This is a genomic window from Rhizobium herbae, from assembly GCF_017873135.1.
Classification (GTDB): Bacteria; Pseudomonadota; Alphaproteobacteria; order Rhizobiales; family Rhizobiaceae; genus Pararhizobium; species Pararhizobium herbae.
Genome location: NZ_JAGGJV010000001.1, coordinates 690071 through 715000 on the forward strand (window position 1 = coordinate 690071; position 24930 = coordinate 715000).

General features: G+C 60.4%; 24 protein-coding genes and 1 riboswitch. Of the genes, 15 read left to right on the forward strand and 9 right to left on the reverse strand.

The window, feature by feature from the left end; genetic code table 11:
• Positions 1 to 3: 3 nt before the first annotated feature.
• Complete coding sequence (cobU, locus tag J2Z75_RS03465; protein ID WP_209847792.1) at positions 4 to 528, reverse strand: bifunctional adenosylcobinamide kinase/adenosylcobinamide-phosphate guanylyltransferase; 525 nt, start codon at positions 526 to 528, stop codon at positions 4 to 6.
• A gap of 181 nt (positions 529 to 709) precedes the next feature.
• Positions 710 to 1106: riboswitch (cobalamin riboswitch) on the reverse strand.
• Between the two features lie 141 nt (positions 1107 to 1247).
• Here cobU and J2Z75_RS03470 point away from each other — a divergent pair.
• Positions 1248 to 3038, forward strand: a complete 1791-nt coding sequence (locus J2Z75_RS03470; RefSeq protein ID WP_209848771.1) for a chloride channel protein — start codon at positions 1248 to 1250, stop codon at positions 3036 to 3038.
• A 14-nt stretch (positions 3039 to 3052) separates the two neighbouring features.
• On the opposite strand, the gene J2Z75_RS03475 is transcribed toward J2Z75_RS03470, so the two are convergent.
• Positions 3053 to 4507 carry a cobyric acid synthase gene (locus J2Z75_RS03475; protein WP_209847797.1) on the reverse strand — a complete coding sequence of 485 codons (1455 nt, stop codon included), beginning with the start codon at positions 4505 to 4507 and terminating at the stop codon, positions 3053 to 3055.
• A 248-nt stretch (positions 4508 to 4755) separates the two neighbouring features.
• On the opposite strand from J2Z75_RS03475, the gene J2Z75_RS03480 reads away from it, so the two are divergent.
• From J2Z75_RS03480 to bmt, 6 genes are all read left to right on the forward strand, one after another.
• On the forward strand, positions 4756 to 4899 hold the full coding sequence (locus J2Z75_RS03480; RefSeq protein ID WP_209847800.1) for a hypothetical protein: 144 nt from the start codon (positions 4756 to 4758) through the stop codon (positions 4897 to 4899).
• A gap of 773 nt (positions 4900 to 5672) precedes the next feature.
• Positions 5673 to 6671 carry an ABC transporter substrate-binding protein gene (locus tag J2Z75_RS03485; RefSeq protein WP_209847802.1) on the forward strand — a complete coding sequence of 333 codons (999 nt, stop codon included), beginning with the start codon at positions 5673 to 5675 and terminating at the stop codon, positions 6669 to 6671.
• A 330-nt stretch (positions 6672 to 7001) separates the two neighbouring features.
• Positions 7002 to 7913, forward strand: coding sequence for an ABC transporter permease (locus J2Z75_RS03490; protein WP_209847805.1), 912 nt, complete (start codon positions 7002 to 7004; stop codon positions 7911 to 7913).
• Positions 7906 to 8958 (forward strand): quaternary amine ABC transporter ATP-binding protein, encoded by a 1053-nt coding sequence (locus J2Z75_RS03495; protein ID WP_209847807.1) that lies wholly within the window; start codon positions 7906 to 7908, stop codon positions 8956 to 8958. Before J2Z75_RS03490 ends, J2Z75_RS03495 begins: the two co-directional genes overlap by 8 nt.
• A gap of 241 nt (positions 8959 to 9199) precedes the next feature.
• Entirely contained in the window at positions 9200 to 10471 is a 1272-nt protein-coding gene (locus tag J2Z75_RS29595) for an O-antigen ligase family protein (RefSeq protein ID WP_209847810.1), read from the forward strand.
• A 76-nt stretch (positions 10472 to 10547) separates the two neighbouring features.
• Positions 10548 to 11567: a betaine--homocysteine S-methyltransferase gene (gene bmt, locus J2Z75_RS03505; protein ID WP_209847813.1), complete on the forward strand. Its 1020-nt coding sequence runs from the start codon at positions 10548 to 10550 to the stop codon at positions 11565 to 11567.
• 64 nt (positions 11568 to 11631) lie between these two features.
• Here the strand turns inward: bmt and J2Z75_RS03510 are convergent, their stop codons facing one another.
• Positions 11632 to 12651 carry a glycosyltransferase family protein gene (locus tag J2Z75_RS03510; protein ID WP_209847816.1) on the reverse strand — a complete coding sequence of 340 codons (1020 nt, stop codon included), beginning with the start codon at positions 12649 to 12651 and terminating at the stop codon, positions 11632 to 11634.
• Positions 12652 to 12850: 199 nt separating this feature from the next.
• Here J2Z75_RS03510 and J2Z75_RS03515 point away from each other — a divergent pair, with 199 nt between their 5' ends.
• Entirely contained in the window at positions 12851 to 13198 is a 348-nt protein-coding gene (locus J2Z75_RS03515; protein WP_209847819.1) for a hypothetical protein, read from the forward strand.
• 93 nt (positions 13199 to 13291) lie between these two features.
• Here J2Z75_RS03515 and J2Z75_RS03520 read toward each other — a convergent pair whose 3' ends face one another.
• From J2Z75_RS03520 to J2Z75_RS03540, 5 genes are all read right to left on the reverse strand, one after another.
• Positions 13292 to 15409, reverse strand: a complete 2118-nt coding sequence (locus J2Z75_RS03520; protein ID WP_209847822.1) for a vWA domain-containing protein — start codon at positions 15407 to 15409, stop codon at positions 13292 to 13294.
• The gene (locus J2Z75_RS03525) at positions 15409 to 15930 is read right to left on the reverse strand and encodes an RNA polymerase sigma factor (protein WP_209847825.1); all 522 of its coding nucleotides are present in this window, start codon (positions 15928 to 15930) and stop codon (positions 15409 to 15411) included. Before J2Z75_RS03525 ends, J2Z75_RS03520 begins: the two co-directional genes overlap by 1 nt.
• A 79-nt stretch (positions 15931 to 16009) precedes the next feature.
• The gene (locus J2Z75_RS03530; protein ID WP_209847827.1) at positions 16010 to 16759 is read right to left on the reverse strand and encodes a phosphodiester glycosidase family protein; all 750 of its coding nucleotides are present in this window, start codon (positions 16757 to 16759) and stop codon (positions 16010 to 16012) included.
• 64 nt (positions 16760 to 16823) lie between these two features.
• Positions 16824 to 17525: a 4Fe-4S dicluster domain-containing protein gene (locus J2Z75_RS29135; protein WP_234937107.1), complete on the reverse strand. Its 702-nt coding sequence runs from the start codon at positions 17523 to 17525 to the stop codon at positions 16824 to 16826.
• 107 nt (positions 17526 to 17632) lie between these two features.
• Entirely contained in the window at positions 17633 to 19204 is a 1572-nt protein-coding gene (locus tag J2Z75_RS03540) for a trimethylamine methyltransferase family protein (protein ID WP_209847833.1), read from the reverse strand.
• A 382-nt stretch (positions 19205 to 19586) separates the two neighbouring features.
• Between J2Z75_RS03540 and J2Z75_RS03545 the strand changes: the two genes are divergently transcribed.
• Positions 19587 to 20285 (forward strand): corrinoid protein, encoded by a 699-nt coding sequence (locus J2Z75_RS03545; protein ID WP_209847835.1) that lies wholly within the window; start codon positions 19587 to 19589, stop codon positions 20283 to 20285.
• Between the two features lie 79 nt (positions 20286 to 20364).
• On the opposite strand, the gene J2Z75_RS03550 is transcribed toward J2Z75_RS03545, so the two are convergent.
• Positions 20365 to 20523, reverse strand: a complete 159-nt coding sequence (locus J2Z75_RS03550; protein WP_209847838.1) for an entericidin domain-containing protein — start codon at positions 20521 to 20523, stop codon at positions 20365 to 20367.
• 38 nt (positions 20524 to 20561) lie between these two features.
• On the opposite strand from J2Z75_RS03550, the gene J2Z75_RS03555 reads away from it, so the two are divergent.
• The 6 genes from J2Z75_RS03555 (at position 20562) to J2Z75_RS03580 (ending at position 24831) form a co-directional block, all read left to right on the forward strand.
• A complete protein-coding gene (locus tag J2Z75_RS03555) occupies positions 20562 to 21182 on the forward strand; it encodes a DUF1638 domain-containing protein (protein WP_209847841.1) in 621 nt (206 codons plus the stop codon).
• A gap of 124 nt (positions 21183 to 21306) precedes the next feature.
• A complete protein-coding gene (locus tag J2Z75_RS03560) occupies positions 21307 to 21951 on the forward strand; it encodes an exopolysaccharide biosynthesis protein (RefSeq protein ID WP_209847845.1) in 645 nt (214 codons plus the stop codon).
• 18 nt (positions 21952 to 21969) lie between these two features.
• A complete protein-coding gene (locus J2Z75_RS03565; protein WP_209847848.1) occupies positions 21970 to 22746 on the forward strand; it encodes a formyl transferase in 777 nt (258 codons plus the stop codon).
• Between the two features lie 113 nt (positions 22747 to 22859).
• Positions 22860 to 23162 (forward strand): virulence factor, encoded by a 303-nt coding sequence (locus J2Z75_RS03570; RefSeq protein ID WP_209847851.1) that lies wholly within the window; start codon positions 22860 to 22862, stop codon positions 23160 to 23162.
• On the forward strand, positions 23155 to 23733 hold the full coding sequence (locus J2Z75_RS03575; protein WP_209847854.1) for a methylenetetrahydrofolate reductase C-terminal domain-containing protein: 579 nt from the start codon (positions 23155 to 23157) through the stop codon (positions 23731 to 23733). Before J2Z75_RS03570 ends, J2Z75_RS03575 begins: the two co-directional genes overlap by 8 nt.
• Positions 23734 to 23736: 3 nt before the next feature.
• Complete coding sequence (locus J2Z75_RS03580) at positions 23737 to 24831, forward strand: methylenetetrahydrofolate reductase (protein WP_209847857.1); 1095 nt, start codon at positions 23737 to 23739, stop codon at positions 24829 to 24831.
• Positions 24832 to 24930 lie beyond the last annotated feature (99 nt).

Here is a 24930-nt window from a genome sequence, read left to right on the forward strand (position 1 = left end):
GGATCAACCCTTCATTTTCAGCGGCAATCCGGCCGCGATAAAATAGACATCCGCGGATATCTCCGCAATGATCTGGTGCAGCCGGCCGGCATGGTCGCGAAAGTCGCGCGCCATTCGGTTTTCCGGCACGATGCCGAGCCCGACTTCGTTCGAGACGAAGACCAGCCGGGCTTTGGCCTGCGGCACATAGGCCGCGAGCCCTTCGAATTCCGCCGCCATGTCGCGCTCTTCCATCATCAGGTTGGTGACCCACAGGGTCAGGCAATCGATGAGAATGATGCGATCGGGCGCGTCGATGGCCTGCAGGCAGGCGGCAAGTTCGAGCGGCTCCTCATGCGTCTGCCAATCAGGCCCGCGACGGTCGCGATGCTCGGTTATCCTTGCCTGCATCTCGCCGTCCCAGGCCCTCCCGGTCGCGACGTAATGCATGCCAAGACCCGACGCCGTGACGAGTTTTTCGGCGAAGGTGGACTTGCCGGAACGGGCACCGCCGAGAACCAGCACGGCCCCTGACTTTATCGATGTCATGGAATGATCCCGGCCTTAGCGCGAGCCGGGAGATAGGAATGCCCGTGGACCGCGCAAACCGACGTCTGCGGCAACGCGAAAAAAGCCGTTCCGGGAACGGGACGATAAAGCCATGACAACCTCCGTGCTGGCATAGGGAGTGTCTCTCCCTGGGTCGGGCGAGCCCCTAGCTAAGCTAAGATGGGGCCCTTTAAGGATGGCAGGTCTCCTGGCTCACGGCGTCACGCACCTTATAAAGGCACGAACGGGTTCGCCTCGCCTTCCCGAAGTTTTTGCGCCGGATTGCGTGACCGCAATCGACGGACATCACGAAGAGGTGGACGATTCGTAGACATAGAGGCGTCCGGCCCCGGCTGATCGTGATGCCACTCCAGTGGCTTTTCCGGTTGGACCGATGCTTCCGCCGCCGCGATTGCGGACAGTCCGGAACATCGGTTTTCCCGAATGGCGAACCCTGACCGTTCTACAGTCGCGGGGTCGGCTGCGATAAGGACGCCCGGCATGGGTCCGGCCCGTCGCATTCCCATTTACTCCCGAAACGCAACCGCATATCGGGAACCATCCAATGGCTGATGATTAGGCGCTCGGCTGGATCAAGTCAATTGCGGCGCTATCTCAGCTTCACAGATCGAGTGAACACGCGGGGCGGCCTCTTGATCCGCGGCGCTATGCCTTCTAGGACGACGCGGACAAAGGACGGTCAGGCGATGAGACTGAAGATTCTGCCCAAAATCGACCTGCGCCGGCTTGGCTATCTCGCGCTGCTTTTCGACATTGGGCGGATGCGGGCTTTTGCGCGCAGAAGTGAAATCGGCCTGGTGCTGGCAGGTATCATTATTGGCATAACCTCCGGCCTCGCGGTCACCGCGATGAGCGCCATATCAAGCCGCCTCCACAGCCTGATTTTCGGCATTGCCGACGAGGAGCACCTGAGCGCCAGCAATCTGCAGGGCCATATTTCGGTGCTGATCGCGCCGGTCGTCGGCGGCATCATTCTGGGTTTGCTGATGATGCTTCTGGCAAAGTGGCGCAAGAAGCCGATGGTCGACCCGATCGAGGCCAACGCGCTGCATGGCGGGCGTCTGTCACTCACAGACAGCATCATCGTTGCGGTTCAAAACCTGATTTCCAACGGCTTCGGCGCCTCCGTCGGGCTCGAGGCCGGCTACACGCAGCTCGCCTCCGGCATAGCGTCAAAACTCGGCATCTCGATACAGCTTCGCCGTTCGGACCTGCGCACCCTGGTCGGCTGCGGGGCGGCGGGTGCCATAGCTGCCGCGTTCAATGCGCCCCTGACGGGCGCTTTCTATGCCTTCGAGCTGATCATCGGCAGCTATACCATCGTATCGCTGACGCCTGTGGTCGTTTCAGCACTGATAGCCAATCTTGTTGCCAGACTGCTGTCGGCAGGCGACTTCACCATCGATGTCGGCCAGTTCGGTGCAGTTGTTCCCGCCGACTATCTGCCGGCGTTGCTGCTTGGCGTTTTTTGCGCAGGCATGGGTATCCTGCTCATGAAAGGTGTCTCGCTGATCGAAGGTCTTGCTCGCCGCAGCGCCATCGCCGCGCCCTTTCGTCCGGCGCTGGGCGGCATGGTTGTCGGCCTGCTGGCAATGGCTTCGCCCCAGGTGCTTTCGGCCGGCCACGGTGCGTTGCACCTCAATCTTGCCAGTTCACCGGCGATCCCCGTGCTGATCGGCCTGTTCCTGCTGAAATCGTTCGCCTCGGCGGTATCGATCGGCTCCGGCTTCCGCGGTGGCCTGTTTTTTGCGTCGCTTTTCATGGGAGCGCTGCTCGGCAAGCTCTTTGCCTTTACCGCCCCGTTTATCTTTGCCCACGCGACGTTGACGCCGGTTATATATGCCGTTGTCGGCATGAGTTCGCTGGCCGTCGCCGTCATTGGCGGCCCCCTGACGATGACCTTTCTGGCGCTGGAAATCACCGGAGATTTTCCGATCACCGCCCTCGTGCTGGCTGCGGTGATCACCTCCTCGCTCGTCGTGCGGACCACCTTCGGCTATTCCTTTGCCACCTGGCGTTTTCATCTGCGCGGTGAAAGCATCCGCAGCGCCCATGACGTCGGCTGGATCAGGAACCTGACTGTCGGCCGCCTGATGCGGCTGGATGTCAAAACCATCGATGTCGAGGCGACGCTTGAAGACTTTCGCCGGGATTTTCCGCTGGGATCGACACAGCGGGTGATCGTGGTCGACGGCGGCAAATATGCCGGCATGATCCAGGTTCCGGAAGTCTATGCCAGCCCCGTCGAGTCCACGCCTGGGACACAAAGCCTGTCAAGCTTCATCCGTAACACGAATGATTTTCTGCTCCCCAACATGAATGCCAAACAGGCAGCGGCCTTGTTCGACAGCGCGGAGAGCGATGCACTGGCCGTCGCCAACAACCTGATCGAACGGCGCGTCGTCGGGTTGCTGACGGAAAGCCATACGCTGCGCCGCTACAGCGAAGAACTGGATCGCCGGCGGCGCGAAGCATCGGGCGAAATCTGAAACAGCGATGCCGGTCAGGACATCAGACCGTCGAGCCATCGCGGATCAAGCACCGATTCCAGTTCCTCCGCGACATCGTCGAGCGCACGGTCTACCGATTGCCGATAGTTCTCGCCGCCGCCTTCGATGCCGAAGCTTTTGAGCAGCGCCGCGCGATAGGCATCGCTGGTAAACAGACCGTGCAGATAGGTTCCGCTCACCGTGCCATCGGCTGATACGGCCCCGTCGGGCCGTCCGTCGATGATCACCGCCGGGCGGGCGCAATCCGGGCCGGCCGTGCGCCCCAGATGAATTTCATAACCCTCCAGCGCGACATCATAGACGGCGGATCGGGCACTGCTGTTGCGCACCGTCTTTTCCGGCGCCATCTCCGTCTCGATGGAGAGAAGGCCCAAGCCTTCGATCTCCCGGACATTTCCCTCGATGCCGTGCGGATCGGTGACCCGGTCCCCCAGCATCTGATAGCCGCCGCATATGCCGATGACGCGGCCGCCGCGCCGGACATGTGCGTGAAGGTCGCGATCCCACCCCTGGGCCCGGAAATCGGCGAGATCGGCGATCGTCGCCTTCGAGCCGGGAACAACGACCAGAGCGGCATCCGCAGGAATGCGCTCCCCGGCACGCACGAAAATGAGATCGACCTCCGGTTCGGCCGCCAGGGGGTCCAGATCATCGAAATTGGCGATGCGCGACAGCACGGGAACCGCGACCTTGAGCGCCCTGCCGCTGCCCCGTGCCAGCTTTTCCAGAACGACGGAATCTTCGGCCGGAAGGCGGCCGGCGCTCTTCAGCCATGGGACCACGCCAAAACACGGCCAGCCGGTAAACTTGCCAACCGCCGCGATGCCGGCGTCGAACAGCGACACGTCGCCCCGGAACTTGTTGATGATGTAGCCGCTGATCATGCGGCGGTCTTCATCCGACAGGATCGTATGGGTGCCGACAAGCGAAGCGATGACGCCGCCGCGATCGATGTCGCCGACAAGCACCACGGGAACGCTGGCGCGGGTGGCAAATCCCATATTGGCAATGTCGCCGGCACGCAGGTTGATTTCGGCGGGTGACCCCGCACCTTCGACCACGACAAGATCGAGGCCGGTACGGATGGTCTCGAAGCTCTCCATGACGGCGCCCATCAGTTTGGGCTTCAAGGCCTGATAGTCGCGTCCTCTCGCCTGCCCCGCCACCTTGCCCTGTACGATAATCTGGCTGCCGGTCTCCGACTGGGGCTTGAGCAGAACCGGGTTCATGTGAACAGAAGACGGGATCCGCGCGGCCATCGATTGCAGCCATTGCGCCCGGCCGATCTCGCCGCCGTCGTCCGATACCGCGGCGTTGTTCGACATGTTCTGCGGCTTGAACGGAGCGACCTTCAGGCCGCGATTGGATGCGACACGGCACAGCCCCGCCACGAGTACCGTTTTTCCGACATCGGAGCCGGTTCCCTGAAGCATGATCGTCTTTGTCATGGCGCCTCGTTTAGCATTGCCGCTGCCACAAGCAAAGCCATGTTTTGCCGCATTTTAGCCGTCTTTCTCACCGCCCGCTCACGCGATGTTTCAGTCTGCCGCAAGGCTTGCACGGCTTTGCCGCAGCAGTATCCGGAAAGCGACATTCCATGGCAAAAACTCTTGTTGATTTGCGCCGCAACAGGCGTATATCAGCGGCAATAAATCACGGAGCAAAAGAGCGCTCCACACCCCAAGGTCATACCCCGATGTTGTTCATCTTCAGCAAGCCTAATTTCGTCCAGATCGCCTGGAACTCGAAGGTTCCCGACAGCCAGTCGCGCGTGCGCAATACCGTGATGTCGTCCCCGTTCGGTCCGCTCGGCTTCATCCGGACGCGCAGCATCGGCTGACACCATCTCCCAGGACGACCATTCAGACCGCGCCTCTTATTGGGGCGCGGTTTTTTTCGTTCAGGAGAAGACTATCCAAGGGAATGGCAGGCCCTGAAACGCGAAAACCGCACCCGCCCCTCTCGGGACTGTGCGGCCTGCCAAAATGACGCATGGCCCCTCCGGCATACACCCGGAGATCGCTCCGGCCGGGACGCAAAACCTGATCCGGCCGCTCGGCAAGTTTCCCCCGCCGCAGGAAAACAATTAGCCTGACAGTGTTACCGGATGGTTAGTGAGAGCTTAACCAAAGATGAATTCGGCTTTTTTTTCATTTTTTTTCGTGCCGGGAAAAAATCCGTTTCGAGGCGCATACGGAACACAATTTGTCTGCGATAAAACACGCATTGGAACAGCTTTGTGAAGCGGTGCTAAAATTATGCCGGAGACCGGGGCATTTGCACAAAAATTTTGCCCGCGCCATTAAGATTCAACGGCTTGCGCGTGCGTTTTCATGCCCTCCGAACAAGACCTTTGCTCTTTAAAACGATTCCAGAGGTTGATTTCTCCTGAGGAATACATAGGCTGCCCTCAACGGTAAAAGAGAGGTGGCTGGCGACTGAGTTACGCAGTCAGACAATAAAACTCTGTGCCGTCGCAGCGGGGACGAAAGACTGGCCTTGCCTCACCGCCCCCCCGGCCTGCTTCAACCTGAACAATTGGGTTCCCGGGGGATGCAGTATCCCGGTCGACCCCAAGATTTATGGCTGCATTAAGACTGGGAGGTCTTAAACATGAAGAAGCTCCTCGCTTCCACTATCCTCGCCGCCGGCCTTTACGCGCTGGCCGGCTCAGCTTCAGCTGCCGATTGCGGCGAAGTCAGCATCGCGGAAATGAACTGGGCTTCGGCCGGCGTTGCCGCGCATGTCGACAAGTTCATCCTTGAAAACGGCTATGGCTGCACGGCGACGCTCGTCACCGGCGACACGATGCCGACTTTCACCTCCATGAACGAGAAGGGCCAGCCGGACATGGCTCCGGAAATGTGGGTCAACGCCGTGCGCACGCCGCTCGACGCTGCCGTCAAGGAAGGTCGCCTGATCGAAGCCGCCAAGATCCTCAACGAAGGCGGCGTCGAAGGCTGGTGGATTCCGAAATTCCTCGCCGACGCAAACCCTGACATCAAGACCGTTCAGGACGCCTTGAAGCATCCCGAACTGTTCCCGGCACCGGAAGATGCGTCCAAGGCTGCCATCTACAACTGCCCGTCGGGCTGGAACTGCCAGGTTTCCTCGGCCAACCTCTACAAGGCCCTCAAGGCTGAAGATGCCGGCTTCCAGCTGATCGACACCGGTTCGGCAGCGGGCCTTGACGGCTCGATCTCCAACGCCTTCGGCAAGAAGACGGGCTGGCTTGGCTACTACTGGGCACCAACGGCCATTCTCGGCAAGTACGAGATGACCCGCCTGAGCTTCGGCGTCGACAACGACAAGGCCGAATGGGATTCCTGCACTGCGGTGCCGGATTGCCCGGCCCCGAAGGTAAACTCGTACCCGACGTCCGACGTCTTCACGGTCGTCACCAAGGCCTTCTCCGAAAAGGCAGGCGTTGCCATGGACTATGTCAAGGCCCGCAACTGGGACAACGGCACGGTCAACAAGGTCCTCGCCTGGATGGATGAGAACCAGGGCACCAATGAAGACGCAGCCAAGTACTTCCTGGAAACCTATCCGGACATGTGGACGAAGTGGGTTGCCCCGGATGTTGCCGAAAAGGTCAAGGCTGCGCTTTGATCCCTTGATGGAAAAGGCAGCGAACCGTGATGGCTCGCTGCCTTTTAAGCTTGACAGTCAAGATGTGCAAACACCGCCCTGAGCGTCGCAAATAACACAGCGGCAAGGACCGGAAACTGCCACATTTCAGCCCGTGAACGGAATGCGGTCATAGCCCTTTCCAAGTTTCACGTATGATTTTGAAATGTCAGACCGTCCGCAAGGGCGCACGACGCATCAAAAAGATGCCGGGGTCCATAGAGACCAGTGAAAAGTCCGTGCTGGAACAGGCAACGATCTGTTCGGTGACGCGGCCGGCCTATAAAATTTCCGGTTAAAAAGGGGAACGACATGGCGTCAGTATGCAGTTTCTTGCCAGATCTGCTTTGTAAATTTCCAGCGATCGACGACACGACCATCCGGGTGGCCCGCAAGAGCGTGGACGAAGGTTTCAAGGGGCTTGTCCGTGCCTACACCAATGCCATCGACGTCCTGGTGCAGCCGCTCCAGGTGTTTTTGAACTTTCTCGAAAGTCTCTTCGTCAACTCGCCGTGGATTATCATCCTCGCCGCGATGGTCGCGATCGTCTATTACGGCAGCCGCGACATGCGGATCACCATCGGCACCATCGTGTCGATGCTGGCGATCGGCCTCGTCGGGCTTTGGAACGATACGATGGTCACTCTGGCCATGGTCACGGTCTGTACGCTGATCGCCATCCTCGTCGGCATACCGATCGGCATTCTGATGGCCCGTTCCGAGCGGGCGCAATCGATCATCAATCCGATCCTCGACGTCATGCAGACGATGCCAAGCTTCGTCTACCTCATTCCGGTCGTCATGATCTTCGGCATCGGCAAGGTTCCCGGCCTGATCGCCGTCGTCATCTACGCGGTGCCGCCGATGATCCGGCTCACCAACCTCGGTATCCGGCTGGTGGACAAGGAAGTGCTGGAAGCAGCCGATGCGTTTGGCTCCTCGCAGTGGCAGCGTCTGAAGAACGTCCAGATCCCGCTGGCGCTTCCGACAATCATGGCCGGCATCAACCAGACCATCATGATGTCTCTTGCCATGGTCGTGGTCGCATCGATGGTCGGCGTCGGCGGCCTCGGCCGCAATGTTCTGCAGGCCATCAACAACCAGTTCTTCACCGTCGGCTTTTTGAACGGCTTCGCGCTCGTTGCGATCGCCATCATTTTTGACCGGACCAGCCAGGCCTACGGCAAGCGGCTGCAGAAGCACTCGGAGGTGATCCATGGCTAGTCATGCAATCGAGGTCAAGAACCTCTACAAGATCTTCGGACCGCGCGGCCGCGACTTCGTCGATCAGGTCAAGGCCGGCCTCGGCAAGACCGAACTCAACGAGAAACACGGCCATGTGCTCGGCCTGCAGGACATCAACATCTCCATGCCCGCCGGTGGCGTCATGGTGGTCATGGGCCTGTCCGGTTCGGGCAAATCAACGCTGATCCGCCACATCAACCGCCTGATAGACCCGACGGCCGGCGAAGTGCTGTATGACGGCGTCGATGTCTGCAAGATGAGCGAGAACGACCTGCGCGAATTTCGCCGCCACAAGACGGCGATGGTGTTTCAGAAGTTCGCGCTTTTGCCGCACCGCACGATCATCGAGAACACGGTCTACGGCCTGGAAATCCAGGGCGTACCGATGGATGAAAGCCGCAAACGGGCACAGGGCTGGATCGAACGGGTCGGTCTCAAGGGGTTCGAGAACCACTATCCGAACCAGCTTTCGGGCGGCATGCAGCAGCGTGTCGGCCTTGCGCGGGCACTGACCAACGATGCCGACATCCTGCTGATGGACGAAGCCTATTCGGCGCTCGATCCGTTGATCCGCGTCGATATGCAGACCGTTCTTCTCGATCTGCAGAAGGAGCTGAAGAAGACCGTGGTGTTCATCACCCACGATCTCGACGAGGCCCTGCGTCTCGGCGACAAGATCGCCATCCTGCGCGATGGCAAGGTGATCCAGCAGGGCACGGGCCAGGACATCGTCCTGAAACCGGCCGACGAATACATCACCGCCTTCGTCAAGGAAGTGAATCGCGGCCGCGTGATCAATGTCGAAACGATCATGAAACCGCTGTCGGGCAATCCGGAAGGCGTGCCGGTCGTCGTCGGAACCGTGCTTGAAAGTGCGGCCCGGATGATGACGTTGGCCAACCAGAACGTCGCCCATGTCGTCGATGCCAACGGCAAGCCGGTCGGTTCGATCGATCTCGGCACGATCATCTCTGCGATGGTGACCCCGATCAGCCATGAAAAGATGCCTCAGGCGGCGGAGTAACCGAAGCCTGAACGAAGCACCGCAAAGCGCCTGGAAACGGGCGCTTTTTTTTGTGAAATCCAGTGTGTTCACCTCGGATTAACCATGACCCGTCATCGTAGCCCGAGCGCCTCCTCCATCGGGGCCGTGGCGCCGCAGCGCCTTTTTTAACCCGGCCGGCCAGATGCAGGACCATGCTTCGACAGCTTCGCGGGAGTTTCACCGCATCACGGTCCCCCCGATAGGCGGGGAACGCTTTCTGGTGGCCCGGATCATGCCCGCGCTGGCATCGTTCCTGTCCGGCGCCGGCCTGTTTTTGATCGTCTTCACGCTCATCCCGTTTCAGGGGGCATACGAACTCGATCCGAACGCCTCCAACGACGGCAACATCATCAATCAGCTCGGCTATCTGGGGCTTGGCGCCATCTATCTCTTCGCCATGCTTCTGGTGGTCGATACCCGCGTCCTGAAGCGGATCGTTTCGCCGACATGGGTCGTCGTCTTCGCCATCGCCTTCTTCTCCTGCCTGCAATCCTATGATCCGACGGCGTCGGCCCGCGGGCTGATGCTCAGCCTTGTGGCGATGATCCTGGTTGCCGGCGTGCTCGTGCTGCCGCGCAGCGAGAAGGATTTCGTCAATGCCGGCGCCAACGCCATTCTGCTTCTCGTCCTCATCGACTACGCGGCGCTCATCATCGCGCCCAATATCGCCATCCACACCGCCACCGGTTCGGAGCCCTGGCATGCCGGCTTCTGGAAAGGCCACCTGATCCACAAGAACGTCACAGCCCCGGTGTTTTCCATCGTCTGCATGTTCGGCATCTACTGCCTGCGGGCCGGCGCCACAGTCCGGGGCCTGCTGATTGCCGTCCTCGCCGCCAATTTCGTGCTTCATACCGGATCGAAGACGACGATCGGCTTCCTGCCGCTGGCGATCATGCTGGTGCTGGGCGGACGCGCCGTCGGCAAACCGGGCCTGATGGTGCTTGCCCACTTCCTCTTTGCCATCCTGATCTTCTGCCTGACGCTCGGAACCATCTACTCCGACACGTTCCTGTCGATCACGACGACCCTGCTGGAGGACCCGACCTTCACAGGGCGCGATGACATCTGGAAATTCGCAAACGCCAGCATTCCCGATCATCTCTGGCTCGGCCATGGCTATGCAAGCTTCTGGCTCTCCCCGGTCATCCGTGGTCTGGAGGCGAATTTCGAGGCGAACTGGGACGTGCGCGGCATCGTCTCGGGCCACAACAGCTATCTGGATGCAGTCCTCACCTTCGGCCTGCCGGGCGGCGTGCTGATGATCCTGCTGCTCTTCGTCAAACCCTTCTACGACTACATGCGCGCCACGCGTCAGCCAGCAAGTCGCCATTTCGCGGATTTCTGCATCATGGTCATCATCTTCATGACCTATAACAGCATGATGGAGAGCTTCCTGCTCAACCGCGCCGATCCGATGTGGCTGCTGACGGCGCTGGCCGTCTTCGGCCTCGGGCTTGCGGCGCGGATGGGCGTACGCATGCCGCACTGATCAGAGCCGAGGCCATTGCAATCATATAAGGATATCTTTATATGATTGTGAAACTCGATGAGATCAGGACTTCGCCATGACCGTGCACGCTAATCCCCTTTCCGACCTGCTTGACGCCAAGGGCGTGCTTCTCGCCGACGGCGCGACCGGAACCTCGCTGTTTGCCATGGGCCTGGAAGCAGGCGAAGCGCCGGAACTCTGGAACGAAGCCAAGCCCGAGAATATCACCAAGCTGCATCAGGACTTCGTCGATGCCGGCGCCGACATCATCCTGACCAACTCGTTCGGCGGCACGCGGCACCGCCTCAAACTGCACCAGGCACAGGACCGCGTGCACGACCTCAACAAGCGCGCGGCGGAGATCGCCCGCGCCGTCGCCGACAAGGCGCCGCGCAAGGTGATCACGGCCGGCTCGGTCGGACCGACCGGCGAATTGCTGATCCCGCTTGGCGCGATGAGCTATGAGGATGCGGTCGAAGCATTTGTCGAACAGATCGAGGGCCTGAAGGCCGGCGGCGCGGAAGTCGCCTGGATCGAAACGATGTCCTCTGCCGACGAAATCCGCGCTGCGGCGGAAGCGGCGGTCAAGGTCGGCCTGCCCTATGTCTATACCGGATCGTTCGACACGGCAGGCAAGACAATGATGGGCCTGCACCCCAAGGACATGTTTGCTGTCGCTCAGGACATCGGCGATGGTCCGGTCGCGACAGGTGCCAATTGCGGCGTCGGCGCCTCCGATATCCTCTCCTCGCTGCTGGACATGACCGAAGCCAACCCGGCTGCGGCAATCATCGTCAAGGGCAATTGCGGCATCCCGGAATTCCGCGGCACGGAAATCCACTACTCCGGCACGCCGCCGCTGATGGCCGACTACGTCCGCCTTGCCCGCGATGCCGGCGCAAAAATCATCGGCGGCTGCTGCGGCACCTCCTGCGAACATCTGGCCGCGATGCGCGTGGCCCTCGACACCTATGTGCCGGGCGAACGGCCGACGGTCGAAACCATCGTCGAGCGTATCGGTCCGATGCGCAACAAGACCGCCAATGAAGGACCTTCGGCGCCGGCGCGCGAGCGCGGCAGCCGCCGTCGCGGCTGATGGGGGCACCATCACATAAAGGCGAACGGCTTGAAGATCCGCGGATTTTCAAGCCGTTTGCATGTCAGGCGTTCTGGGCCTCTCGAAAGAAGCGGACATAGCCGTCTTTCAGGCCCGGCTTGATGCAATCAGTCATCAGCACGGCGAGGTGGAAGATCGACTGGATGTCCTGCTCCTGCCCGATCAGTTCTGCGAGATAGTGCACTACCTCGTCATAATCTCCCGCATTTGTCTGCACATTGCGCAGGAAGGGAGCCAGGGCAAGGCGGCCATTCATCAAAAGCACCCCTCCACGTTCCGCCGGCGTCAGCGACAGCGAAGGACGAAGGGTGAAGATATGGACGTCCAGAAATCTCAAAAGATTGGCAAATTTTTCAGAATCCGCCGGTAGTCCGGCCTTCTCGTAGAGTTTGCTGGCCATCGCCGCGATGCTTTCCGCAGTTGTCCAGGCGCCGAGATCGTACCGATAAATCAGCGAGGGATCGTGGAGCATTTTTCCGGCGGTCAACAGCGCGAACGAGTGGCTCCAGTCGCAATAGCCACCATTGGTCGGATGCGCCTGCGTGAAAAACCGCAACAGCGGGACGAAGATGCTGGAGCGGTAGATGCTGTAATAGATGCTGTTGTTGCCCATCGCTTTCTGGCTGAACTCCAGCAGACGCTCCTGCGGCAATCTCCCCTCGATCGTAAAACACTCCGTTCGGCAAACCCCGGCATCGGCGGTCCAGATTTGCGTTTGCGGCCGGACGCCGACGACATCATCAGGCAGTGCGGAAAGGTCGATCGGCGTTTCGCCTTCGCTGAAATGGATTTCGTCGTCGTCGCCCATCGGCAGCACAAAGGGCGTATCGGCCAGCGACAGGGCTTCCATCCAATTGCCGGAGGCGTCGTCGCTGGGGGAATCCCAGTAGCGCAGATTTGGAGAGAGGTTTTGCAGATGCGCGCGTTTTTCCGGGTCCCGGGAATTGTCGGAAACGATCAGCCGGGCACCGGTCCTCTCGGCATAGGCAAGCGCGCTCTCGATCGAACCGCGCGACTTCGACCAAGGCCGGTTACTGGGCATGCAAATCGAAAGCTGGGTCATCTGGTTCGCCATCAAAGGTGCTGAAACGCCGCTCGCCGCGACGGCGAAACACGATGACGTTCGGATGCGATACATTAGCGCATTGAAGGATGTGCCAGCCTTGTGCACGGCGCAATGTTACCAAATCCAGTTTTGCCCCAGCCTGATCCGCTAGTTTCAAAGACAAGAAGACCAACACAGATATGAAGAAAGACCAGACATGAACGGTACGTCCGCCACGTTTCCAGACCGCGATTCAGTTGCCGGAAAGCTCGCAGCACTCGGCGAAAGCGAGCAGTCATACCTGTTGCTGCTCATGGAAAATGCCGCGCAGGACGAAAACCTGATCGAAGGACTGTACCGTCATCTCGACCTTGCCTCGGAGGCCAAGCTGCTGAATTCGCTCAAGCTGGAGAAGCTCGGCGAATGGCTGGGTTCGAACGCCCCCGCCCGCCTGCAGATCCGCCTGATGGAAGCGGCAAAATCCAGCCAGCATGCGGCCTTTCAGGCATTTCGCACCGGGCTTGTCAGATCGGGTGGGTTGGAAAAAGCCTACCCGAAGGCCTGATGGCGCAAAGGGCCCCAACGCGCCGACAAGGGCTGAACGGCAAACGCCCTCCGTCAACGGGAGGGCGTTCTGGCCAGCGAATGGCTAGGTCCGTTATTCTCCGCCAAGGCTCCTGGCGAGCCGAACCAGGTTGAGAAACTCCGCCCGATAGCCATAGGCATCCTCGCCCTTGGCATTGGCAGCCAGATCAAGGATCGAGCCGTATTTGTAAGCGGACACGGCATCCGTTCCCCGCAGCTTCTGGCCGAAGGCCGCGACCGCGACGGAGAAGCGGATATCCTGCCCCGCCTGTTCCAGCGACGGGACGGCGTTGGCTTGTGTCACCGGCGTGGTGATCAGCTTGCTGGTGTCGCTGTCCGGCTGCTTGTAGCGGATTTTCAGGAAAGCAAGTTCGCCGGAGGGTTTGACATCTGCCTGCGCAGCCGGAGCCGTGCCATAGCGCAGATCGTCGTTAAGGACCGCCGGGCTTCCCTTCGGCGTGATCTCGTAGATCGCGGTGACGCGGTGGCCGGAGCCGATATCGCCGGCATCGACCTTGTCGTTGTTGAAGTCTTCGCGCTTCAGGGCACGGGTCTCGTAGCCGATCAGACGGTATTCGGCGATCTGAGCCGGATTGAACTCCACCTGAAACTTGACGTCCTTGGCGATCGGGAAGAGCGACGAGCCCGCCTCCTCCACCAGCGACTTCTGCGCTTCGGCCAACGTGTCGATATAGGCCGCGGTGCCATTGCCATTCTGGGCCAGCGTCTGCATCAGCGCGTCATTGTAGTTGCCACGGCCGAAACCGAGGACCGAGAGGAAAATGCCGCTCTTGCGCTTGGCCTCGATCGTCGCCTTCAACTCTTCGTCACTGGACGGTCCAACGTTGAAATCACCGTCCGTCGCCAGCATGACCCGGTTGACCCCGCCCTTGACGAAGGCCTGCTGCGCCAAATTATAGGCTGCCTCCAGCCCCTGCGCTCCCGCGGTCGAACCGCCCGGCTGAAGCGTGTCGATCGCCGCAAGGATTTTCGCCTTCTCCTTGATCGCGGTCGGCTCCAGCACCGTGCCGGCATTGCCGGCATAGGTGACGATCGAGACGGTGTCCTCGGGCTTCAGTTTCTCGACCAGAAGACGGAAGGCGCTTTTCAAGAGCGGCAGCTTGTCCGGCTCGTCCATCGAGCCGGAAACATCGATCAGAAACACCAGATTGGCGCGCGGCGCTGTCGCGGGCACAACGTCGTAGCCCTTGATCCCCACATGCATCAGCCGCGTATTCGCATTCCACGGCGTCGGCAGAACGGTGACGGTCGCCTTGAACGGCTGATCCTTGTTGTCCGGACCTGGCCAGTCATAGGGAAAATAGTTGATCATCTCCTCGACGCGCACGCTGTCGCGGTCCGGCATTTGCCCGGCCATCAGCGATTTGCGGACGAAGGAATAGGACGCGGTGTCGACATCGGCCGAGAAGGTCGAAACCGGATCGGTGGCGACGGACTTGACCGGGTTGGTATCGGTAGAGGAGAAGCGGTCGCGGTTTTCTTCCGGTTGCGAGAGGGTATCGACTGGCGCGGGCGACGGCATGATTTCGGCGACCGAACCACCGATCATCGATTCCGTTGCGACCGCTGGCGGCGCGGCAAATTGAGTCCTGCGCGTCTGCTTTGCCGCAACGTCGAACTCGGGCTCCTGTTGCCTTGTCTCGGGCATCTTTTTGCTCACCATGACTTCAACGCCGGATTTGCGACGCGCCGCCGGCTCAGGCAAGGTGGTGGCATCGCGCAGGTCGCTGTCCGCTGCAGATGGCAGCAAATTGGCGATTTCATCCTCCGCAATTTTATCAGCGGAGGACTCCGCCTTCGGTTTCGCAGGCGTCATTTTTTTCGCTTCCGCGTCCTTCAACGCCTCCTTGCCCGCCACCTCGATCTGTTGCACACCGGTATTCACCGGCAGCCTGCCCCGCGTCAGTTCCAGCGTGAGAAAGGCGGCGGCGGGCACGACCAAGAGCGTGGCGAGCGCCGAGCCTGCGAGAAATTTCCTGTTCATGATAGGGCTCCATAGCCTGTTGATTATGGAGCTTTGACGCCGGGCACCGGCGGTTCCTTGGGGTGCCTCGGAATTATTTTCGGCGTCGTCGAAGACCTGCATGGCAAGCGACAGCGCGCGGGTGCGCGCATCCTGTGAAGGTGCGGGCGGGGTCATCCGGCCGAGTCTGTTCAGATCGTCGTTCATCACATCGTCTCCCTGCCGAGCAGGATCTTCAAACGTTTGCGGGCTTCATGCACATGCCAGGACACAGTTGCCTCCGAACACCCCATGACGTCGGCGGCGGCAGAATGGCTCAAACCTTCGCCATAGACGAGAAGGACGGCATCACCCTGTTTGTCGGGCAATTGCCGGACGGCCTCCCACAGCGCTTCCGCCTGATCCCGATTGTCGTTGGCGGCAGTGCTGGTCGGGTCGGCCAGGAAACTGGCCGCATTGCGCCGCTCCCGCGACTGGCTTCGCCGGTGATCGCGTGCGGCGTTCAGCGTCAGCGTATAGAGCCAGGTGCGAAAACGGCTGGCGCCGCGAAAGGCCCGGATCGCCTGGCCAAGCTTCAGGCACACCGTCTGGGCGATATCCTCGGCATCGCTGACATTGCCGGACCAGCGCCAGGCAACGGAATGGACGAAATCGTAATGCCGTTCCACGAGCAGGCCGAAAGCGTTCCGATCGCCTTGCTGCGCCCTTTCGATGAGATCCTCGTCCAAGTCATCCGCCCGGATTTGTTGCAACTGGTACTGAGACGTTCGGCGATATCAGATCCTTGGGTCGGGATCGGAAATATTTTCAGGAACCCGGAATTTCCCGCGTCACCGCGATGATCGGCCCCATCGGATGGGTGTTGTCGTAGCGGTTCATCGCTGGTGCAAACAGGCTGGAGATCGATCCGTCGAGAAACAGTGCATTGGCGCAATCGAGCTGATCGCGAAACAGGGTCGCGAAATCGTGGAACCGCACAGGCTCCAGTGAAATCGCAAAAACGGCTTCTCCATCCTTCGCGACGCCAACGCCGTTGCGGATCTGCAGGCTGTCGCTTTGCGGCAGGAAGGCCGGATGCAGCGCGCCGTCGATCACCAGCATCGGCCCGGATTGCGTCGCGAAGTCCGGCTTGATTGCCGCATCGACATAGGCCTCGGTTTCCAGCACGCCGGCGCGGCCGTCCTTCAGGAAGAAGACGCCGTTTGGCTTCAGGTAGAAATTCCCCCAGCTATGCCCCCGGTCGATCGCCTTGCGCTCGATACCATCCGTCACCAGCAGGCCGACCGAGGTCAGATCGGATTCGTACATGCCGCCGTTCATCGCGAATTCGAGAGTGTCGCCTTCCTGCCGCAGGTCGCGCAAAAGGTTCTCGAAGCCGCCATAGGGCCGGCCATCGCGGCCGCGATGAAAGACGCGGATGTCACTGGCTGCGGGATCGAAGCTACAAACGGCATAGTCTTGCGTCAGGTGCATCACCTTACGGCAGGCAGCAGCGGCTTCATCGGCGGAAAGAACAGATACGGTCATGGCAAGCCCGATGCATAGGGAACGAAACATTACCCACCCTTTTCATGCGGCAACAACCCTGTCGCCCGACCAAAGCAAAATGGAGGCGGACAATCTACAAACTCAGGGCAGCCATATGAAACCGCAGCTGTTCTGTCGAATAGCGATATTCGGCCCCGACCGGACAGGCGTTTCGGGCAAGACATCCCCCAGCCATGCAGCCGGTCTGCCCTTCTCTTGTCCTCAGATGCGCGCGGCAAGGCTTGATCTGAAATCCTGAAGGCAGAATGGCATCCGCCGGACAGCTCGAAAGACAGGGCTTGTCAGGACAGTGATCACAAGGATGTGCGTCAACCGCCGGCGCCGCAGCCGGCAGGACATGTGCGAACCCAAGTGCGCCGCGATACCCATGCCAAAGGCCATATTCCGGATGGATGAGAATCCCCAGCGGCGAAGCTTTCAACCTCTCGGCCCGCCTTGCCCATTGCTGGAATGGCTGCCATGGCGGATCGGATGGAAAATAGGCAGTCGCGCCAAAAAGATCCGCAACCGGCTCTATCACCGTCTTCGACCATGTATCGAGCGGGTTCTCGCCGCCACGATCAGGCGATCCTTCGCGCCAGCGCTCAAACACCGGCCAGATGGAACCACCGACATTGCCGAGCAGAACGACGCTCCGGGCCGCCCGCCCATCTCTCAAAACGGGTGCCGTTTCATCGTCGGCAAAACCGACGACACCGCGCAAAAAAACTCCGTGCGGCGCAAGGGCTGCACGGAGTTCGCTCAAGACATCGTTCGATATCATGGGACCGGTCATTTCGGTTTCGGTCCCTGCCTGTCGTAATGTGGGCGCCAGACTTCCTTTTGAATGAAATCTGCAACTTGCGCCGCTCCGCCTTGCTCCCTGGCTTGTTCGGGCTCTCTTCAAGTGAAGGCGTCGGGCATCGAATCCTTCTTCTTGGCAATGTAGTCGAGAAGTGCGGCATCGATGGCCGGATCGAGCGGCGGCCGTTCGTAATGTTCCAGCCAGCTGCGGGCAAGCGCATTGGCGCGCTGCTCGACGCGCTTCTCGCCCTCGATTTCCCATTGCTCGAACGAATTGTTGTCGGCAAGCGCCGAACGGTAGAATGCAGTCTGGAAATTGGCCTGCGTATGGGCGCAGCCGAGATAATGGCTGCCCGGGCCGACTTCGCGGATGGCATCGAGCGCCTGGGCACTTTCGGAGAGATCGACGCCCTCGGCCATCTTCTGCATCATGCCCAGCTGGTCCTGGTCGATCATGAACTTCTCGTAGGAAGAAACCAGACCGCCTTCGAGCCAGCCGGCCGCGTGCAGCACGAAGTTGGTGCCGGCGAGCAGCGTCATGTTCAGCGTATTGGCCGATTCGTGCGCCGCCTGCGCGTCCGGAACCTTGGAGCCGCAGAGCGAGCCGCCGGTGCGGAACGGCAGCCCCAGACGGCGGGCGAGCTGTGCTGCGCCATAGGAGACCAGCGACGGCTCCGGCGTACCAAAGGTCGGCGCACCCGACTGCATAGAAATCGAGGCGGCGAACGTGCCGAACAGAACCGGCGCACCCTTGCGAATCAGCTGCGTGAACGAGGCACCGGCCAGCACTTCGGCCAGAATCTGGGTCAGCGTTCCCGCGACGGTGACGGGGCTCATGGCGCCGGACAGAATGAACGGCGAGATGACGCAGGCCTGGTTGTGCCGGGCATAGACCTTCAGCGCGCCGACCATCGTTTCGTCGAAAACCATCGGCGAATTGGCATTGATCAGGTTGAGCGTGACGCAGTTGTTCTCGACGAAATCGTCGCCGAACACCAGCTTGGCCATGGCGATCGTGTCTTCGGCCCGTTCCGGGGCCGTCACCGAACCCATGAACGGCTTGTCGGAATATTTGATATGGCTGTAGACCATGTCGAGGTGGCGCTTGTTGACCGGAATATCCACCGGCTCGCAGACCGTGCCGCCGGACGAATGCATCGACGGCGCCATATAGGCAAGCTTCACGAAATTGCGAAAATCCTCGATCGTCGCGTAACGGCGCTTGCCTTCGAGGTCGCGCACGAAGGGAGGTCCGTAGACCGGCGCAAAGACAGTCGCCTTGCCCCCGATGTGAACGCTGCGCTCGGGATTGCGCGCATGCCAGGTAAAATTAGACGGCGCGGTCTTCAGGATTTCTCGGCACAGGCCCTTCGGGAAATGCACCCGCTCACCCCTGACATCGGCGCCGGCTTCCTTCCACAGCGCCAGTGCCTCGGCATCCTCGCGGAATTCGATACCGATCTCTTCGAGAATGAGGTCGGCATTGGCTTCGATCAGGCTCAAACCTTCCTCGTCGAGAACCTCGTACTCACGAATCTTGCGGGTGATATAGGGAAGCGAGGGGGCAGCGCCACCGCCGGTGCGCGAAGCGCGCCTTGCAGCTGCACCCCGGCCTTCGCCGCGCGTGCGGCGTCCGCCGGTTTCTTCCGTCTGGTCCGTCAGCTCAGTCATTACTTTATCCTCTCCCGCGCCTCGTCTGCGCACCTGTCGAGCCTATGCTACCAAGCCTCAGCATCCGAACGGTTCTCAATGCGCCAACGGGTGGCGCAACTCGGACACGATCGCGACCAACCGGTCGCTCGATTGGCGTTCGGTCGTCGCACTGCACTGGTTCAATCCACATTCCGGATAACATATTTTCATGCGGTCAGAACGGACAATATATTGTTTTTGTTAGGCACAACCGGATACGACTGACCGTTATCGTCTGGCCGTCGTTTTTCATCGCATGTGGCGTCGCTTTCGAAAAGAGCTTTTGGAAACAACAAAGCTAAGTATAGTGCGTGCGTCGGGGAGGTTGAGCCTGACAGAGCCAGGAACCGAGGAAACCATCATGGCAGACGACGAAATCATTCTCGAGGATCTTTCCGACGACGAACTCGTGCAGCAGATGCATGACGACCTTTATGACGGCCTGAAGGAAGAAATCGAGGACGCGACCAACATCCTCCTCAAGCGCGGCTGGGCGCCGTACGACATCCTCACCCAGGCGCTGGTCGAAGGCATGCGTATCGTCGGCGTCGATTTCCGCGACGGCATCCTGTTCGTTCCCGAAGTCCTGCTGTCGGCCAACGCCATGAAGGCCGGTATGTTCATCCTGCGTCCGCTTCTGGCTGCCACCGGCGCGCCAAAACAGGGCAAGATGGTCATCGGCACCGTCAAGGGCGACATTCACGACATCGGCAAGAACCTTGTCGGCATGATGATGGAAGGCGCCGGTTTCGATGTCATCGATCTCGGCATCAACAATCCGGTCGAAAACTACCTCGACGCCATCGAGCGCGAGAAGCCCGATATCCTCGGCATGTCCGCCCTTCTGACCACGACCATGCCCTATATGAAGGTCGTGATCGACACGATGAAGGAAAAGGGCATGCGCGACGACTATGTCATCCTGGTCGGCGGCGCGCCGCTGAACGAGGAATTCGGCAAGGCTGTCGGCGCGGATGCCTATTGCCGCGATGCCGCCGTTGCCGTGGAAACTGCCAAGGAATTCATGAAGCGCAAGCACAATCTTCTGGCCGGCGCCTGATCACGCGAATTGAACAAGCAAGAAAACCGGCCGTGCTGATGAAAAGCGCGGCCGGTTTTCTTATGTTCGGGTCAAGCCGTTAGTTGGCAGCTCGGTCAACCTTGCGGCCGGCATCCTGGGTCGCGTCCACCGTATTGGCAGCGTCGGCGCCCATGCCGCGAATGGTATTGCCGCAAGAGGCGAGCGTGGTGATCGAGAACAGGACGATACCGATGGTGGCGATTGTCTTTGCTGTCATGACTTGGATTCCTTAGACTTGTGACGGGTAACATTGACGTGGAAGAAAGATCTTCGGCTATGGAACGCGCGAAAGCGGAAAAAGTTCACGTCATCGGTTGCGGCGCGATCGCGCGCGAGATTTTAGCCGTCTGCGAGGCAAACAAGCTCGGCCATATCGACCTCACCTGTCTGCCCGCCATCTGGCACAACACCCCCGACAAGATCACACCCGGCATCAAAATCGCCATCGACAAGGCGCGCGCCGAAGGCTTCAGCCGCATCTTCGTCGCCTATGCCGATTGCGGCACCGGCGGCCTGCTCGACAGGCTGTGCGAAGAGGAAAAGGTCGAGCGCATCGCCGGCCCGCACTGTTTTTCCTTCTTTGCCGGCAATGCCGCCTTTGAAGCCGGCTGGGACGACGATTTCACATCGTTTTTCCTGACCGATTTTCTCGCCCGCCAGTTTGAAGCCTTCGTCGTCGAACCGCTCGGCCTGGATCGCCATCCAGAACTGCGCGACATGTATTTCGGCCACTACAAGAAGCTCGTCTATCTCTCGCAGGTCGAGGACGAAAAGCTGCAGGAAAAAGCAAGGGCTGCGGCGAAGACGCTGGGCCTCGTCTACGAATACCGCTTTACCGGTTACGGCGACCTGACGCCGGCGCTGCTGCACGCTTGATCGGCCCGGAAACCATCTGTTAGCCTTGTGCCGAATTTTGCAGCGACGGTCGCATTTGATTTAAGTGCATCGTAACGGCTGCCCGCCAAAATCGCCCGAACAACCATAACAAAAGGTGACGGGGATGACGGACACTTTCGCGACCGGGATTTCGCCAAGGGCTGCAACACAAAACCACCACCCGCAGCAGCTTTCGCAACTGCTGCGCAATCTCTCGCTCAATGCCGGTCCGAAAATCACCTTGCGCGACCTTGCGGTCGCGATGGAAGACCGCTCCTTCGGTGCCTTCCTTGTCGTCTTTGCCCTTCCCAATCTCATCCCGCTGCCGCCGGGCGCGACCTTCATCCTTGGCCTGCCGCTGATCTTCGTTGCCTGGCAGATGTTTGCCTCGCGCCGCCCCCGCATCTGGCTGCCGAAGCGCATGGGCGATTACGCCTTTGAAAATGCGACGTTCTTCGTCTTCGTCAACCGTATCTCGCCCTGGCTTCAACGTGCCGAGACCCTGATCAAGCCGCGTGGCTGGTTCCTCGGCAGCCGCTTTGTCGAAAGACTGATCGGCCTTCTGGCGCTCATCCTGGCGGTGGTTATCTTCCTGCCCATCCCCTTCGGCAACTGGCTTCCGGCCTTCGCGCTCGCCGTCATCGGCTTTGCCCATATGGAGCGGGACGGCCTCGGTCTTGTAGCAGGCGCAATGATCGGCATGGTTTCCCTTGCCGTAGCCGGCGCTGTGGTGCTGGCGGCCGGCGCGGTCCTGACCTTTATCTTCTGAATTGACGGTGTCGCGGGCATGACCTCCACAGCCAACAAACCGATCGTGATCGTAACCGCCGGCGGTCGAAACCCGCAGATCATGATCAATGCGATCCATGCCCGCTCACGCAGCGTCACGGTTCTGCTGGAACAGCCGGAATCCAAGACACTTTTCCTCAAGCGCCGTATCCGCAAACTGGGGCTCATCACTGCCACCGGCCAGTTCGCGACGATGGTGGCCTCGAAATTCGGCAAACGCCTTACCGAGAAGCGCGCCGCCGAAATCCTTAGTCAATACAATGCCGACGACCGCGAGAACCCTGCAATCCCGGTCATCTCGGTAGAATCCGTCAATACGCCAGCGGCGATCCAACACATTCGCGCAATCAGCCCGGCCGTCGTGTTCTTGGTCAGCTGCCGCATGCTCTCCGCTTCGACGCTTCAAGCCATGCCCTGCCCGGTCATCAACTTCCATGCCGGCATCAACCCGCAATATCGCGGCCTGATGGGTGGATACTGGGCGCGGGTTAAAAACGACGAAGGCAATTTCGGCGCGACCGTCCATCTGGTCGATACAGGCGTCGATACAGGCGATGTTCTTTACCAGTCACGGATGACCCCGTCGAAAAGTGACACGATGCACACCTATCCGCTGCTCCAGACGGCAGCCTCCACGGACATTGCGATCCGCGCCATCGATGACGCGCTGTCCGGCGATCTCAAGCCTCTGCCGGCAAACGGCAATTCACGCCAATGGTATCATCCGCCAATCTGGACGTGGCTGTGGAATGGCTTCTCCCGCGGCATCTGGTAGTTATATCGTCCACGTACAACACGGGGTCGCTTTTGAGCATGACGCGCGTCGTGCCAAGGTGAGCCATGATGCGCCAATATGCGCATTGTCGGGCAAGAGGAGATTTCGGGCATATGGCAGATCGCATTATCGTTTACTGGCGCGATATTCCGGCGCAGGTCATCATCAAGCAGGGCCGCAAGACCGCCAAGCGCGAGCTGACCCTGCGCTTTACCGAAGCGATCGATATGTGCGCCATGCGCACCGGTGCCGCCGACAGCGGCGATTATCTTGCCGAATGGCGCAAGGCCGATCCGACCCCGGTCTCCGACGATCTCGAAATGGAAGCCGACAAGGCACAGGCCGAACTCGAAGCGGCCTACGACAAGGAGCGTCTGGTCGCCCTGGTGAAATCCGGCGGTAAAGACAATGGCTGACGCAAAGCCCGGCAATGCCGCTCCCGCCAAGAAGGCCGCGACCGGCGCCTTTACCCCCGCTGGCGTCTCGCCCAACCGCCGGGCACGCCGCAGCTACACCATCCGGCTCTGGGCCGTGCGCCACTCCCGTTTTCTCGAATGGTTCTATCACCGTTTCGCCGATTTATTCCTTCTGCTTCACCCGCTGTGGAAGGCCATCGGTTACAACCGCGTGGAAGCGCCGATCACCTTCATCGAGCGCAACGTCAAGGGGCTTCTGTTCGACTGTCGCATGTGCGGCCAGTGCGCCCTGTCGTCGACCGGCATGTCCTGCCCGATGAACTGCCCGAAGCAGCTGCGCAACGGCCCGTGCGGCGGCGTGCGCGCCAACGGCAATTGCGAAGTCGAGCCGGACATGCCCTGCGTCTGGGTCAAGGCCTGGGAAGGCTCGCGCAACATGGTGAAGGGGGACGCGATCATGAATGTGCAGAAACCCGTCAACCAGTCGCTGCGGGAAACCTCCTCCTGGCTGCGCGTCACCGCGCAGGCCGCCGAAGCCCGTGAATCCGCCGCCGCCGCAAAGGACGCCTGACGCATGGCCCATATCGACGAAAACCCGCTGGGCCGCCATCTTCCGCTCGATCCCCTGCCCGGTCACTCCTCGCGCGGCCGTCTCGAACGCGTGCTGCGGCGCGGCGAGTTTGCCGTCACCGCCGAACTGAACCCGCCGGACAGCGCCAATCCGGAAGACGTCTACGAACGCGCGGCGATCTTCGAGGGCTGGGTGGATGGCATCAACGCGGTCGATGCGTCCGGCGCCAACTGCCACATGTCGTCCGTCGGTATCTGCGCGCTGCTCACCCGCATGGGCTATGCGCCGATCATGCAGATCGCCTGCCGCGACAAGAATCGCATCGCCATTCAGGGCGACGTGCTGGGTGCTGCCGCCATGGGCGTTGCCAATATGATGTGCCTGACGGGCGACGGCGTGCAGGCTGGCGACCAGCCAGGCGCAAAGCCGGTCTTCGACCTCGACTGCATGTCGCTGCTCGAAACCGTGCGGATCATGCGCGACAACGGCAAATTCCTCTCCGGCCGCAAGCTGACGACACCGCCGCAGGTCTTTCTCGGGGCGGCGATCAACCCGTTCGCACCGCCCTACGATTTCCGCCCCTATCGCCTCGGCAAGAAAATCGAGGCCGGCGCCCAGTTCGTCCAGAGCCAGTATTGCTTCGACGTGCCGATGTTCCGCGACTACATGAACAAGGTGCGCGACCTCGGCTTCGATGAAAAATGCTTCATCCTCGTCGGCGTCGGGCCGCTGGCCTCGGCCAAGACCGCCAACTGGATCCGCAACAATGTGCCCGGCATCCATATCCCGGATGCGATCATCAAGCGGCTGGAAGGTGCTGAGGACCAGAAGAAGGAAGGCAAGCAGCTCTGCATCGACATCATCAACGAGGTGAAGGAGATCAAGGGCGTGTCCGGCGTTCACGTGATGGCCTACCGGCAGGAAGAATATGTCGCCGAGATCGTCCACGAATCGGGCGTGCTGAAGGGCCGCACACCCTGGAAGCGCGAGGAAAATCCGGGTGATTACCGGGTTGCCGAGCGGCTGGAAGCACTGAAGGACGGCAAGACGGAAAATCAGGAAGAAATGGCTGATGTCGCGGCCCATCGCCCGCATTGAAACGACAATGAGAATAAGAGGCACGGCTGGGAGGCCGAGCCTTTGACAATCCCTTCCGGCGCATGACAGAGATCAAGCGCCCCACCGCCACAGAGGATC